The following is a 13,925-nucleotide window of genomic DNA, read 5'->3' on the forward strand; positions in this document are numbered from 1 at the left end:
TAGTCAACGTTCCACCCATGAGCAACCAGCACCGAACATTCGCCGGTGTACTGGCCTCTGACCGAACCGAAGTCCGGTAAGAAGTGCTCCTTAGAAAGGAGGTGATCCAGCCGCACCTTCCGGTACGGCTACCTTGTTACGACTTCGTCCCAATCGCCAGTCCCACCTTCGACAGCTCCCTCCCACAAGGGGTTGGGCCACCGGCTTCGGGTGTTACCGACTTTCGTGACGTGACGGGCGGTGTGTACAAGGCCCGGGAACGTATTCACCGCAGCAATGCTGATCTGCGATTACTAGCAACTCCGACTTCATGGGGTCGAGTTGCAGACCCCAATCCGAACTGAGACCGGCTTTTTGAGATTCGCTCCGCCTCGCGGCATCGCAGCTCATTGTACCGGCCATTGTAGCACGTGTGCAGCCCAAGACATAAGGGGCATGATGACTTGACGTCGTCCCCACCTTCCTCCGAGTTGACCCCGGCAGTCTCCTGTGAGTCCCCATCACCCCGAAGGGCATGCTGGCAACACAGAACAAGGGTTGCGCTCGTTGCGGGACTTAACCCAACATCTCACGACACGAGCTGACGACAGCCATGCACCACCTGTCACCCGACCACAAGGGGGGCCGTATCTCTACGGCTTTCCGGGCGATGTCAAGCCTTGGTAAGGTTCTTCGCGTTGCGTCGAATTAAGCCACATGCTCCGCTGCTTGTGCGGGCCCCCGTCAATTCCTTTGAGTTTTAGCCTTGCGGCCGTACTCCCCAGGCGGGGAACTTAATGCGTTAGCTGCGGCACCGACGACGTGGAATGTCGCCAACACCTAGTTCCCAACGTTTACGGCGTGGACTACCAGGGTATCTAATCCTGTTCGCTCCCCACGCTTTCGCTCCTCAGCGTCAGTAATGGCCCAGAGATCCGCCTTCGCCACCGGTGTTCCTCCTGATATCTGCGCATTTCACCGCTACACCAGGAATTCCGATCTCCCCTACCACACTCTAGCCTGCCCGTATCGACTGCAGACCCGGGGTTAAGCCCCGGGCTTTCACAACCGACGCAACAAGCCGCCTACGAGCTCTTTACGCCCAATAATTCCGGACAACGCTTGCGCCCTACGTATTACCGCGGCTGCTGGCACGTAGTTAGCCGGCGCTTCTTCTGCAGGTACCGTCACTTTCGCTTCTTCCCTGCTGAAAGAGGTTTACAACCCGAAGGCCGTCATCCCTCACGCGGCGTCGCTGCATCAGGCTTTCGCCCATTGTGCAATATTCCCCACTGCTGCCTCCCGTAGGAGTCTGGGCCGTGTCTCAGTCCCAGTGTGGCCGGTCGCCCTCTCAGGCCGGCTACCCGTCGTCGCCTTGGTAGGCCATTACCCCACCAACTAGCTGATAGGCCGCGGGCTCATCCTTCACCGCCGGAGCTTTTAACCTTCCCCCATGAGAGAGAAAGTATTATCCGGTATTAGACCCCGTTTCCAGGGCTTGTCCCAGAGTGAAGGGCAGATTGCCCACGTGTTACTCACCCGTTCGCCACTAATCCACCCCGAAGGGCTTCATCGTTCGACTTGCATGTGTTAAGCACGCCGCCAGCGTTCGTCCTGAGCCAGGATCAAACTCTCCGTGAATGTTTTCCCGTAATCGGGTAGACACACACGAGAGCGGAACGGTCAGGTCGGAATAAGACCGACCGTTCACTGTGTCCTCGCTGTGTTCATTGCCTACCAGGCCGGTAAAGGCCTGTTAGGACTTTCAAAGGAACCTCGAACCTGCCGAAGCAGGTCGGGGTATCAACATATCTGGCGTTGACTTTTGGCACGCTGTTGAGTTCTCAAGGAACGGACGCTTCCTTTGTACTCACCCTCTCGGGCTTTCCTCCGGGCGCTTCCCTTCGGTCTTGCGTTTCCGACTCTATCAGACTCTTTCGTGTCCGATTCCCGGTCGAAGCGGGCCTCGCATTTACCGCTTTCCAGGAATTCGCTTTCGCGCTTTCCCTTTCGGCGTGTTCACTACTTTAGCCGATTCCCCCGGTGACTCATAATCGAGTCATCGGACCGGATTTCGGCATGCCGAAATCCGCACCCATGGGGTGAGTCGTAGGTAGTGGTTGGCCACTTCGAGTTGCTCGGCGTGCGATCCGATGGACCGAACCAGAAGCTGTACCCGTGTCAAGCGGCTCGGACTACATTAGGCGTCCCCCAAGGGCGAGTCAAGTTGACCGTCGGCGCGGCGCATGGGCCCGGTACGGGCTCACCGTGGGGTCTCCGTCGATCCAGAAACGCCAGGGATGTGTCGCCCCGTCACCGCCCACACCCGTGCGCGGACCGTTGCGTACCTGGTCGCGCGGTGGTGGGGTGCCCCGCAGTACGGAGAGGTCGGCACCCGGGTGGGCGATGGCGTCCGTGCCGTCGAGTGCCCGGTCGATGTCGAGCGCCGTCGCGAGACGGGCCGGCCCTTTGGCCAGTTCTCGGTCGTTGCGGGCCGAGAACCGACGTTTGCGGGTGAGGTCGGCGCCCGTACGGATGTCGCCGGCCCTGAGCAGGACACCGCTCGCCATACCCTCCGGGCCGCACACCAGGTTGAGGCAGTGCCACATGCCGTAGGTGAAGTAGACGTACGCATGGCCGGGGGGTCCGTACATGACGCCGTTGCGCCGCGTCCGGCCGCGGAAGGCGTGGGAGCCGGGGTCGATCTCCCCCGCGTACGCCTCCACCTCGGTGAGCCGCAGTTCGATCGGGCCGTCCGGCGTGCTGCGGACCAGGGTCCGGCCCAGGAGGTCCGGTGCCACCTCCAGGACGGGGCGGTCGAAGAAGTCCCGCGTCAGCGGCGTACGGTCCTGGCCATCGATCATGACGTCCGAGGTTACCGGGAACCGACTACGGTCATGGCGCGTATGTAGGGGTCAGGACCTAGGAGGAGAAAACATGGGCTTCAAGCGGCTGCTCGCGAGCATGGGTGCCGGTGGCGCCTCGGTGGAGACGGAGCTGACCGAGGTCAACGTCGTGCCGGGTGGAGTGGTGCAGGGCGAGGTGCGGATCCAGGGCGGGTCCGTCGACCAGCAGATCGAGGGGCTCTCCGTCGGCCTGCAGGCCCGGGTCGAGGTCGAGGGCCAGGACCAGGAGACCAAGCAGGACATCGAGTTCACCAAGCTGCGGATCGGCGGCGCGTTCGAGGCGCGGGCCGGGGCGGTGCACGTCGTGCCGTTCGGGCTCGAGATCCCGTGGGAGACGCCGATCACGATGTTCGCCGGCCAGCACCTGCACGGCATGAACATCGGGGTGACCACGGAGCTGGAGATCGCGCGGGCACTGGACTCGGGCGACCTGGACCCCATCAACGTGCACCCGCTGCCGGCCCAGCAGGCCATCCTGGACGCCTTCGGGCAGCTGGGCTTCGGTTTCCGCAGTGCGGACATGGAGCGCGGGCACATCCGCGGCACCCGTCAGCGGCTGCCGTTCTACCAGGAGATCGAGTTCTTCCCGCCGTCGCAGTACCGGGGGCTGAACCAGGTCGAGCTGACGTTCGTCGCGGACGACCGCGAGATGGACGTCGTCCTGGAGATGGACAAGAAGCCGGGGCTCTTCAGTGAGGGCAGCGACTCGTACCGCGCGTTCAAGGTCGGTCTGAACGACTTCCAGGGGACCGACTGGACGGCGTACCTGAACCAGTGGCTTGCGCAGGTCGGCGGGCAGCGCAACTGGCTCTAGGGTCGAATGGAAGTCGGAGGGAAGGAGAGGAGGACGGAGACCTTCGGGTCGTCCGGACTCCTTCCGGGACCGTATCGGTCCTTCGAGTCCTTCCGAGTCCTTCCGAGAGCAGAACCGATCAGGAGAGGTGCTGACGTGACCGAGCCGAAGAGGGCCCCGCTTCCGCACGACTTCCATCCCGAGGTCCCGTCCTTCACCGTGGTGAGCGAGGACCTGGCACCGGGGGCCGTGCTTGCGGACGCGCAGGTGTTCGCGGCGGGGAACACCTCGCCGCAGCTGCGGTGGGAGGGTTTCCCGCCGGAGACGAAGAGTTTCGCCGTGACGTGCTTCGACCCGGACGCCCCGACGGGCAGCGGGTTCTGGCACTGGGTGGTCTTCGACATCCCCGCGTCGGTCACCGAGCTGCCCGCGGGTGCGGGCAGCGGGAAGTTCGAGGGCCTGCCCGCCGGCGCCGTGCAGGTGCGCAACGACTACGGGTCGAAGGAGTTCGGCGGCGCCGCTCCGCCGGCCGGCGAGAACCACCGCTACGTGTTCACCGTCTACGCGGTGGACAGCGAGAAGCTCGGTCCCGACAGCGATGCCTCTCCCGCGGTGATCGGTTTCAACCTGCGGTTCCACACGCTGGGCCGGGCCCAGCTGATCGGTGAGTACGCGGAGCCCGCCGCCGGCGAGTGAAGCAAAGGGTTCCACCCCTGTTTGCCCTGCCCTGGTCTTGGAGAGATCAGGGCAGGGCATTTTTTATTGCGTTGTCCATCACGGCCTGCCCGGACAGAGTTGATCCGGGCCTGCCAGGGGGCGGGCGGCACACGGGAGGTGGGCGAGATGCGGGACACGCTGGTTCTGAACGCGAGCTTCGAGCCGCTGTCGACGGTGACACTGAACCGTGCGGTGGTGCTGATTCTGCAGGACAAGGCCGTCGTCGAGCAGTCGCATCCCGAGCTCCGTATGCGTGGTGCCGCGGTGGACATTCCGGTGCCCCGGGTGATCAGGCTCTGCCGGTACGTACGGGTGCCGTTCCGAAGACAGGCTCCGTGGTCCAGAAGGGGTGTGCTGATCCGCGACCAGCACCGGTGCGCGTACTGCGGGCGCCGGGCGAGCACCGTCGACCACGTGGTGCCGCGTGCCCAGGGCGGGCAGGACACCTGGCTGAACACGGTGGCCTCGTGCGCCGAGGACAACCACCGCAAGGCGGCGCGTACGCCTCAGGAGGCGGGGATGCCGCTGCTGCGGCAGCCGTTCGTGCCGTCTCCGGCGGACGCGATGCTGCTGGCGCTGGGGGCCGGTGACCGGTCGGCGCTGCCGGAGTGGCTGGCACAGTCCGCGGCGTAGCCGCCGTACGCCCGGTGACGTAGAGGAGCCCGCTTCCCGGGAGGGAGCGGGCTTCCGCGTGTCAGCGGAGCACGAGCTGGACGATGGCGACCGTACCGACCGTGACGATCAGGACGCGCAGGAACGTGGGGCTGAGCCGGCGGCCGATCTTGGCGCCGAGCTGGCCGCCGAGTGCGGAGCCGACGGCGATGAGGACGACGGCGGTCCAGTCGAAGTCCGCGACGAAGAGGAAGAAGAGCGCGGCGATGCTGTTGACGACGGCGGCCAGGACGTTCTTCACGGCGTTGAGGCGCTGCATGGTGTCGTCGAGCAGCATGCCCATCAGGGAGAGGTAGATGATCCCCTGGGCGGCGGTGAAGTAGCCGCCGTAGACGCTGGCGAGCATCAGTCCGTTGAACAGGAGCGGGCCGCCGTCGGGGCGGGCGGTCGTGCCCGTGTGGGCGCGCCGGCGCTGGACCGCTTTGCTGATGCGTGGTTGCAGGATGACGAGGACGAGGGCCAGGGCGACGAGGACCGGGACGATGGTCTCGAAGGCCGTGGAGGGCAGTGCCAGCAGCAGGGTGGCGCCGGTGAGGCCGCCGATCAGCGCGCCGACGGAGAGCTTGAGGACACGGCGGCGCTGTCCTTCGAGTTCCTTGCGGTAGCCGATCGCGCCGCTGATGGAGCCGGGGATCAGGCCGAGCGCGTTGGAGACCGTCGCGGTGACCGGGGGCAGGCCGGTGGCGAGCAGGACCGGGAAGGTGATCAGCGTTCCCGAGCCGACGATCGTGTTGATCGTGCCCGCGCTGATGCCCGCGACGAAGACGGCGAGCATCTCCCAGGTGGTCATGTCGGATCCCCCGTGGATGGTCGGTGCTTGGTGCACTGATCATGCACGAGGGGATGTACACGTCAGTCGACCGGGGGTTCCTCGCGGCGTTCCTTGTCGGAGTTGCCCGTGTTGAAGCCGGGCATCCCGGTGCCGAGGTTGCCGAAGGCGCCGCTGAGGCCCTTGAGGGCGTCGCCGATCTCGCTGGGCACGATCCAGAGCTTGTTGGCGTCACCCTCGGCGATCTTGGGGAGCATCTGGAGGTACTGGTACGAGAGGAGCTTCTGGTCCGGGTCGCCGGCGTGGATCGCCTCGAAGACCGTACGGACGGCCTGCGCCTCGCCCTCCGCGCGCAGGGCGGCCGCCTTCGCCTCGCCCTCGGCGCGCAGGATCGCGGACTGCTTCTCGCCCTCCGCGGTGAGGATCGCGGACTGCCGCGTTCCTTCGGCCTGGAGGATCGCGGCGCGCTTGTCACGGTCGGCGCGCATCTGCTTCTCCATCGAGTCCTGGATGGAGGTGGGCGGCTCGATCGCCTTCAGCTCGACGCGGTTGACGCGGATGCCCCACTTGCCGGTGGCCTCGTCGAGGACTCCGCGCAGGGCGGCGTTGATCTCCTCGCGGGAGGTCAGGGTCCGCTCCAGGTCCATGCCGCCGATGATGTTGCGGAGCGTGGTGACGGTGAGCTGCTCGATGGCCTGGATGTAGCTGGCGACCTCGTACGTCGCCGCCCTGGCGTCGGTCACCTGGTAGTAGATGACGGTGTCGATGTTGACGACCAGGTTGTCCTGGGTGATCACCGGCTGGGGCGGGAAGGGGACGACCTGTTCGCGGAGGTCGATCCGGTTGCGGATCGAGTCGATGAACGGGACGACGATGTTCAGGCCTGCGTTGAGGGTGCGGGTGTACCGGCCGAAACGCTCCACGATGGCGGCGCTGGCCTGTGGGATGACCTGGATCGTCTTGATCAGAGCGATGAAGACGAGCACCACCAGAATGATCAGGACGATGATGATCGGTTGCATCGTTTCCTCGTGCCCTTCGGTTGCCGACGGATCGCGATGATCGGGGTCGAGATCGCATGGGGGCCGTGGATCAGGTTGCGCGTCCTGCCGGTCCGGATTCCATGATGATCTACATCGAGTCTGGCAGAACGGGCGCCGCCGCGGGGGCTGTTCGGTTACATGACGACGGCCGTGGCACCGTCGATGTCGACGACATCGACCTGTTGGCCCGGTTCGAAGGTCAGTTCCGCGTCGAGGGCGCGGGCCGACCAGATCTCTCCGGCGAGCTTGATCCGGCCGCCGCTGCCGTCGACCCGTTCCAGGACGACGGCCTGACGGCCCTTCAACGCGTCTATTCCGGTGGCGAGATGGGGCCGGTCCGCGCGATGCCGGTTGGCGATCGGGCGGACCACGGCGATGAGTGCCACCGAGACGATGACGAAGACCAGGACCTGGGCCACGATTCCGCCGCCGAGAGCCGCGACGACCGCGGCGGCGATCGCTCCGACGGCGAACATGCCGAACTCGGGCATCGCGGTCAGGACCAGGGGGATGCCCAGTCCCACCGCGCCGATCAGCCACCACACCCACGCGTCGATGTCCACGTGGTCATCGTATGACCGCGAGCACCTCCGCGGACAGTGCGCGAGCCGGCGGACCGGCCAACGGCCGTCAGCCGAGCGGAAGTCCGCGAGCGGTGTAGCGGTCGCCCTGGTGCTCGACGACGAGCGGCAGGCCGAAGCAGAGGGAGAGGTTGCGGGAGCTGAGCTCGGTCTCCATGGGGCCGGCCGCGAGCACCTTGCCCTGACGGATCATCAGGACGTGGGTGAAGCCGGGCGCGATCTCCTCGACGTGGTGCGTGACCATGATCATGGAGGGCGCGTACGGGTCGCGGGCCAGCCGGCCGAGACGCCGGACCAGGTCCTCGCGGCCGCCGAGGTCGAGACCGGCGGCCGGCTCGTCGAGGAGCAGCAGCTCGGGGTCGGTCATCATCGCGCGGGCGATCAGGGTGCGCTTGCGCTCGCCCTCGGAGAGGGTGCCGAACTTCCGCTCCAGGTAGTCGGTCATGCCGAGCCGGTCGAGGAAGGCGCGGGCCCGGTCCTCGTCGACCTTGTCGTAGTTCTCGTTCCACGTGGCGGTCATGCCGTACGCGGCGGTGAGCACCGTCTGCAGGACCGTCTGGCGCTTGGGCAGCTTCTCCGCCATGGCGACGCCCGCGATGCCGATGCGGGGGCGCAGGTCGAAGACGTCGGTGCCGACGCCGCCGAGCTGCTCGCCGAGGATGGTGGCGCTGCCCTTGGTCGGGAAGAGGTAGCTGGACGCGATGTTGAGGAGGGTGGTCTTGCCGGCGCCGTTCGGGCCGAGGATGACCCAGCGCTCCCCCTCCTTGACCGACCAGGAGACATCGTCCACCAGAGCGCGTCCGTCGCGGACCACGGATACGTCCACCAGCTCCAGTACATCGCTCATGAGCGCGTTGTCTCCCCATGCAGTCTCGAGATCGTCGCGTGCCTGTGGGCACAGCTCCCAGGGAAAACCTACGCCACCGCGCGAACGCTTCCGGCGCTGGGCCCGTGGTCGGGCGGTCACCGTACCGCCGTCGCGCGGCCTTGGGGCGGGTCCTGGGAGGGTGGGGACAGGGCGTGGGTGCGTTCCCTAGGCTGGTGCCATGCTTTCGGAACCACGCTCAGGGCTGCTGGCCGCTTGGGGCAACGCGCTGCTGGCCGGACTCGTGTCGCCCGACGACGCGGCGCTGGCCATTGTCGGGGAGGACGCGGTGCACCGCGTCGAGGGACTGCCGGGTGAGGCGGGGCCGGTCGGGCTCACGCTCGCGCTGGGGCGGCTGCGGGCGCTGGGGGTGACGGGTTTCCGGGTCGCGCTGCCGGTTCCCGGGCATCCGCTGGGGCTCAGCGGCCCTGCGGAGTTCAACGCCCGGGCGCTGGAGGCCGAGGAGGCGGTGGTCACCTTCGGTGCGCCGTACGGGCTGGTGCCCGAGGTGCGTGAGGCGGGGCCCGCCGGGGATCTTCATGTCGACGTGGTGTGGCAGTGCCTCGCGGTGCGCGAGGCGCCGCCGGCCGATGTGCCGTCGCTGGGCGAGGCCGAGCGGGAGCTCGCGGAGGCGTTGCGGGATGCGACGGCGCTGCTGTCGCGGCTCGACGTGGCCGGTTCGGGGCCGGTGGCCGAGGCCGCGGTGGACGCGTACCGGGCGCGGGCGGAGCGGGGCCGCGAGGTGCTCGCCCCCGGGTATCCGCCGCGGGCGGTCCGGGTGCTGGAGCTGGCGCAGCGGGTCGGGCTGCTGGTCTCGGTGGCACAGGAGAACGGTCACGGCGGTGCGGTGAGCGCGTCGGAGATGGCGGCGCGGGGTGAGGCGCTGCGGCCGGTGGAGCGGGTGGCGCGGCGGGCGCAGGTCGCGGCGTACAACGCGTATGTGGAGGAGCGGGCGCGGTAGGTGGGGGCGGGGCGTGTACGGGGGCGGGCGCGCCTGCGCCTTGTCCTCAAGCGCCGGACGGGCTGGAAGGGATGCCCTCGATCGCCGGGCGGGCTTGATTGTGCGCTGATGGGCTGCCTTACGCGCGGGCGGGCGCCGGACGGGTCTGATTGTGCGCGGGCTGACCCCGCACGCCGCGCAGCGTTTGATCTCGGCGCCTGACAGGGCCGTTTACGCGCGATGCCGCCGCCCGGTCCCCGCAGGGGCCGGACGGCGGCATCGCCGTGTGTGTGTGGCGCGTCAGCCGTTCAGGCCGAAGTTGCCGAAGGCCGGGTTGAGCAGGCCGATCACGTTGACCGTGTTGCCGACCACGTTCACCGGGACGTGGACCGGGACCTGGACGAGGTTGCCGCTGGCCACACCCGGGGAGTGGGCCGCGACACCGTGGGCGCCCGCACCGCTGTGGCCGGTGGCGGAGGCCGCGCCGGCACCGGCGGCGATGATGCCACCGGCGATCATGGTGACGGCAGCAGCCTTCTTCAGGTTCTTCACTTCAGGATCCTCCTAGCGTCGCTGCGGCCAGCCGCCGCAGCACGCCATGAAGAACGCACCGGGCCGGAAGAAGATGCGCCGTTCGGGTGACGTACACCCGGGAGTGTGAATCATGGGCCGCAGGGTGACGCCTGTTCCGGTCTCCCGGGCCGGTTTCCGCTCAGCCCGCCGCCCCGTGCCGGACCGCCCAGAGCGCCGCCTGGGTGCGGTCGGACAGGTCCAGCTTCATGAGGATGTTCGAGACGTGGGTCTTGACCGTCTTCTCGGACAGGACCAGAGCCCGCGCGATCTCGCGGTTGGAACGGCCGTCGGCGATCAGGCCGAGCACCTCCCGCTCCCGTTCGGTGAGGGTGCTCCCCCGGCCGGTCCCGGAGCCCGGATCGTCCTGGGCGAGCAGTGCGCCCGCCACTTCCGGCTGGAGCAGCACGTGGCCCGCGTACACCGAGCGGATGGCGCCGGCCAGCGCGTCCGGGTCGACGTCCTTGTACACGTAGCCGGAGGCGCCGGCGCGCAGGGCGGGGACGACGGTGCGCTGTTCGGTGAAGCTGGTGACGATCAGCACCTTGGCGGGGTTCTCCAGTTCGCGGAGCCTGCGCAGCGCCTCGATGCCGTCGGTGCCGGGCATCTTGATGTCCATCAGCACCACGTCGGGACGGAGCTCCTCGGTCCTGGCCACTCCCTCCGCGCCGTCGGACGCCTCGCCGACGACCTCTATGTCGTCCTGGATCTCCAGGAACGTACGCAGACCGCGGCGGACCACCTGGTGGTCGTCGACCAGCAGCACCCTGATGATCCGGTCAGCCACCGGGTACCTCCATCTCGATCGTGGTGCCCTTGCCGGGCGCCGATTCAACGGTGAGCCGCCCGCCGACCCCGCTCGCGCGGTCCCGCATCGAGACCAGGCCCAGGTGCCGTCCCGCCCGGCGGGTGGCGGCGGGTTCGAAGCCGCGGCCGTCGTCCGTGATCCGCAGCACCGTGTCACTGCCGCGACGGGTGAGGGTGACGTCGACGTGTGCGGCCTCCGAGTGCCGCAGGGCGTTGTGGAGGGCCTCCTGGGAGACCCTGAGCAGTGCCTCCTCCTGGGAGGCGGGCAGGGCCCGGATGCCCACGCTCCGGAAGGTGACGCGGGCGGTGTGCGCGCGGTCCAGGACCTGGATCTGGGTGCGGAGGGTGGCGATGAGGCCGTCCTCGTCGAGCGCCGCGGGGCGCAGCTCGATGACGGCGGCCCGCAGTTCGTCGACGGCCTCCGCGGCCAGCGCGGCGACCTGCTGGAGCTCGCCCTTGGCCCGTGCCGGGTCGCGGTCGACCAGGGTGGCGGCGGCCTGGGCGGTGAGCCGCAGGGAGAAGAGCTTCTGGCTGACGGCGTCGTGCAGCTCGTGGGCGAGCCGGGAGCGCTCCTCGGCGATGGTGAGCTCACGGCTGCGTTCGTACAGCCGGGCGTTGGTGAGGGCGATCGCGGCGTGCTGGGCGAGGATCGACAGCAGTTCCTCGTCATCGGCGGTGAAGCCGCAGCTGCCCTCCGGCTTCGGGCAGCGCTTGTTGGCCAGGAAGAGGGCGCCGATGACGTCGTCGCCGTCCCTGATCGGCAGCCCGAGGAAGTCGGACATGTCGGGGTGGGCGGAGGGCCAGCCCTCGAAGCGCGGGTCCTTGCGGACGTCGGCCAGGCGCTCGGGCTTCGCCTCGTGGAGCATCGCGGCGAGGATGCCGTGCTGGCGCGGGAGCGGCCCGATGGCCTTCCACTGCTCGTCGCTGACGCCGTCGACGACGAACTGGGCGAAGCCGCCGTGGTCGTCGGGGACCCCCAGGGCCGCGTACTCGGCGTCCAGCAGTTCGCGGGCCGACGCGACGATCGTCTTCAGGACGTCCCGCATCTCGAGGTGCCGGCTCATGGCGAGCAGGGCGGCGCTGACGGCTGCGAGGCCCGACGGTGGGCTGTGGCTCATGGCCCTCACCGTACCGGCGGGCCGTACCCCCCCGTATCCGCCTGTGGACGGCCGCTGATTAGGGCGTGGGGACTAGGTCGAAGGGCCTTGCGGTTGCGGCCCGGGGACGAGGCGGCGCCGGGGCGGTCCTTTCTACGTTGGAGGGGTCCGGGGCCGGCCGGTGGCCGCCCACGGGGCTCATGACGGTTCGAAGGGGACGGTTGTCATGTCTGTCGCATTGATTACGGGTGGTTCCAGGGGGCTGGGCCGTGCGCTGGCCGAGGCGCTCGCGGAACGGGGCTGGGATCTGGTCCTGGACGCCAGGACCGCCGGGGCTCTCCAGGAGACGGCGGACGGGCTGCGGAGCCGGTACGGGACCCGGGTGGTGGCGCTCGCCGGTGATGTCACCGACGACGCGCACCGGGCGGAGCTCGCGGCGGCCGCGCGCGGGCTCGGCGGGCTCGATCTGCTGGTGAGCAATGCCAGCGCGCTGGGCGCCGAGCCGCTCGTACGCCTCGAGGCGCTGGCGCCGGAGGGGCTGCGGCAGGCGCTGGAGACCAATGTGGTGGCGGCGCTCGGCCTGCTGCGGGAGACCCTGCCGCTGCTGCGGGCCGCGGCGGCGGGCTCGGTCGTGGTGGTCAGCTCGGACGCGGCCGCGGAGCCGTATCCCGCCTGGGGCGGTTACGGGGCGTCGAAGGCTGCGCTCGACCAGCTGGCCGCGGTGCTGGGGGTGGAGGAGCCGGGGCTGCGGGTGTGGGCCGTCGATCCGGGTGACATGGGGACGGCGCTCTACGCGGCGGCGGTACCGGACGACGACGATCCGCGGCCGCGTCCGGAGAGCGTGGCGCCCGCGTTCCTGCGGCTGCTGGACCTGCGGCCGGTGAGCGGGCGCTATGCGGCGACGGCGCTGCTTCGGGCGGCGGGCGCCGGGGCCGGGGAGGAGCGGTGACCGCGCTCGACGCGCTGCGGGTGCCCGCCGAGCTGCTCGCGCGGGTGCCGGCCGAGCAGCGGGGTGCGGGACGGGACGACGTACGGCTGCTGGTGTCGCGGGGGCGGGAGGTCTCGCACCACGCGTTCCGGGAGCTGCCGGGGCAGCTGAGGGCCGGTGACGTGCTGGTGGTGAACACGTCCCCGACGCTGGCCGCCGCGGTGAACGGGCGGGTGGGCGGCGACCGGGTGGTGGTGCACTTCTCGACCCGGGGCGCGGACGGGCGCTGGGCGGTGGAGCTGCGGCGGCCGGACGGGGCCGGGGCGACGCTGCCGCGCCCCGGCGGGCCGGCCGGGGCGGCCGTCCGGCTGCCGGGCGGCTCGCAGCTGGTGCTCGCGGAGCCGGTGGGCGGCGCGGGCGACGGGGCGCGGCTGTGGTGGACGCGGGGAGGGATCGACGTGGCGGGGCTGCTGCGGCGGTACGGGCGGCCGATCCGGTACGGGTACACGGAGCGGGACCAGCCGCTGTCCGCGTATCAGACGGTGTTCGCGCTGCCGGCCGCCGACGGGAGCGGTTCGGCGGAGATGCCGAGCGCGGCCAGGCCCTTCACCGCCGGGCTCGTGGCGGCTCTGGTGAGCCGCGGGGTGCAGTTCGCACCACTGACGCTGCACACGGGGGTGGCTTCCGCGGAGGCGCACGAGCCGCCGTATCCGGAGCCCTTCGAGGTGCCGTCGACCACCGCGTGGCTGGTGAACGCGGCCCGGGCGGGCGGCGGGCGGGTGATCGCGGTGGGGACGACGGCGGTGCGCGCGCTGGAGTCGTCGGCCGGCCCCGACGGGGTGGTGCGGGCGGCCGCCGGCTGGACGGATCTGGTGGTGACGCCGCAGCGGGGCGTGCGGGTGGTCGACGGGCTGCTGACCGGTCTGCACGAGCCACGGGCCTCGCACCTGCTGATGCTGGAGGCGGTCGCGGGCAGGGAGGCGCTGGACCGCGGATACGGGGAGGCGCTGCGCCACCGGTACCTCTGGCACGAGTTCGGGGACGTCCATCTCCTGCTGCCCGCGGGGCCCGGGCGGGGGTTCCGGGAGCCGCGACCCGTTCCGGAGCATCACAGTCCGAATTGCTGAAGCAACATTCGGTGATTCTGTTACCTGCTCGATGTGAGGACGCGCATAGGACCCACGTCACTTACGAAGCCGCCTAGTGGACCAATAAGGGCGATTTGAGTGGGCATGAGTACCCAAATGTCCGATTGGGC

General features: G+C 69.2%; 14 protein-coding genes and 1 rRNA gene. 6 read left to right on the forward strand and 9 right to left on the reverse strand.

Translation table 11 applies throughout. From position 1 onward, the window contains the following. Positions 1–94: 94 nt before the first annotated feature. Positions 95–1,620, reverse strand: a 16S ribosomal RNA gene (locus OG408_RS09025). A gap of 581 nt (positions 1,621–2,201) precedes the next feature. Next, positions 2,202–2,843, reverse strand: a complete 642-nt coding sequence (locus OG408_RS09030; RefSeq protein WP_266777112.1) for a DNA-3-methyladenine glycosylase — start codon at positions 2,841–2,843, stop codon at positions 2,202–2,204. Between the two features lie 73 nt (positions 2,844–2,916). On the opposite strand from OG408_RS09030, the gene OG408_RS09035 reads away from it, so the two are divergent. From OG408_RS09035 to OG408_RS09045, 3 genes are all read left to right on the forward strand, one after another. Next, positions 2,917–3,699, forward strand: coding sequence for a sporulation protein (locus tag OG408_RS09035; RefSeq protein WP_326669269.1), 783 nt, complete (start codon positions 2,917–2,919; stop codon positions 3,697–3,699). A 135-nt stretch (positions 3,700–3,834) separates the two neighbouring features. Beyond that, positions 3,835–4,374 (forward strand): YbhB/YbcL family Raf kinase inhibitor-like protein, encoded by a 540-nt coding sequence (locus OG408_RS09040; RefSeq protein WP_266777114.1) that lies wholly within the window; start codon positions 3,835–3,837, stop codon positions 4,372–4,374. Between the two features lie 147 nt (positions 4,375–4,521). Beyond that, positions 4,522–5,028: an HNH endonuclease gene (locus tag OG408_RS09045; RefSeq protein WP_266777115.1), complete on the forward strand. Its 507-nt coding sequence runs from the start codon at positions 4,522–4,524 to the stop codon at positions 5,026–5,028. 61 nt (positions 5,029–5,089) lie between these two features. Here OG408_RS09045 and OG408_RS09050 read toward each other — a convergent pair whose 3' ends face one another. The 4 genes from OG408_RS09050 to OG408_RS09065 all read right to left on the reverse strand — a co-directional run bounded on the left by OG408_RS09050 (position 5,090) and on the right by OG408_RS09065 (position 8,307). After that, positions 5,090–5,857: a sulfite exporter TauE/SafE family protein gene (locus tag OG408_RS09050; protein WP_326669272.1), complete on the reverse strand. Its 768-nt coding sequence runs from the start codon at positions 5,855–5,857 to the stop codon at positions 5,090–5,092. Positions 5,858–5,919: 62 nt separating this feature from the next. After that, positions 5,920–6,858, reverse strand: coding sequence for an SPFH domain-containing protein (locus OG408_RS09055; protein WP_266777117.1), 939 nt, complete (start codon positions 6,856–6,858; stop codon positions 5,920–5,922). Between the two features lie 155 nt (positions 6,859–7,013). After that, the gene (locus tag OG408_RS09060) at positions 7,014–7,442 is read right to left on the reverse strand and encodes an NfeD family protein (RefSeq protein ID WP_285568712.1); all 429 of its coding nucleotides are present in this window, start codon (positions 7,440–7,442) and stop codon (positions 7,014–7,016) included. Positions 7,443–7,509: 67 nt separating this feature from the next. Continuing rightward, positions 7,510–8,307: an ABC transporter ATP-binding protein gene (locus tag OG408_RS09065; RefSeq protein ID WP_266777119.1), complete on the reverse strand. Its 798-nt coding sequence runs from the start codon at positions 8,305–8,307 to the stop codon at positions 7,510–7,512. Between the two features lie 199 nt (positions 8,308–8,506). On the opposite strand from OG408_RS09065, the gene OG408_RS09070 reads away from it, so the two are divergent. After that, positions 8,507–9,286, forward strand: coding sequence for a hypothetical protein (locus OG408_RS09070; RefSeq protein ID WP_266777120.1), 780 nt, complete (start codon positions 8,507–8,509; stop codon positions 9,284–9,286). Positions 9,287–9,565: 279 nt separating this feature from the next. On the opposite strand, the gene OG408_RS09075 is transcribed toward OG408_RS09070, so the two are convergent. The 3 genes from OG408_RS09075 to OG408_RS09085 all read right to left on the reverse strand — a co-directional run bounded on the left by OG408_RS09075 (position 9,566) and on the right by OG408_RS09085 (position 11,760). Next, positions 9,566–9,817 (reverse strand): chaplin family protein, encoded by a 252-nt coding sequence (locus OG408_RS09075; RefSeq protein WP_219572718.1) that lies wholly within the window; start codon positions 9,815–9,817, stop codon positions 9,566–9,568. Between the two features lie 160 nt (positions 9,818–9,977). Beyond that, positions 9,978–10,622 carry a response regulator gene (locus tag OG408_RS09080; RefSeq protein ID WP_123469011.1) on the reverse strand — a complete coding sequence of 215 codons (645 nt, stop codon included), beginning with the start codon at positions 10,620–10,622 and terminating at the stop codon, positions 9,978–9,980. Continuing rightward, a complete protein-coding gene (locus OG408_RS09085) occupies positions 10,615–11,760 on the reverse strand; it encodes a GAF domain-containing sensor histidine kinase (RefSeq protein ID WP_285568699.1) in 1,146 nt (381 codons plus the stop codon). The genes OG408_RS09080 and OG408_RS09085 overlap by 8 nt, the downstream gene beginning before the upstream one ends. A gap of 205 nt (positions 11,761–11,965) precedes the next feature. On the opposite strand from OG408_RS09085, the gene OG408_RS09090 reads away from it, so the two are divergent. Next, positions 11,966–12,688, forward strand: a complete 723-nt coding sequence (locus OG408_RS09090; RefSeq protein ID WP_266777122.1) for an SDR family NAD(P)-dependent oxidoreductase — start codon at positions 11,966–11,968, stop codon at positions 12,686–12,688. Beyond that, positions 12,685–13,794 (forward strand): S-adenosylmethionine:tRNA ribosyltransferase-isomerase, encoded by a 1,110-nt coding sequence (locus OG408_RS09095; protein ID WP_326669278.1) that lies wholly within the window; start codon positions 12,685–12,687, stop codon positions 13,792–13,794. The genes OG408_RS09090 and OG408_RS09095 overlap by 4 nt, the downstream gene beginning before the upstream one ends. Positions 13,795–13,925: the final 131 nt, after the last annotated feature.

Source organism: Streptomyces sp. NBC_01257 (assembly GCF_035917255.1).
Taxonomy (GTDB): Bacteria; Actinomycetota; Actinomycetes; order Streptomycetales; family Streptomycetaceae; genus Streptomyces.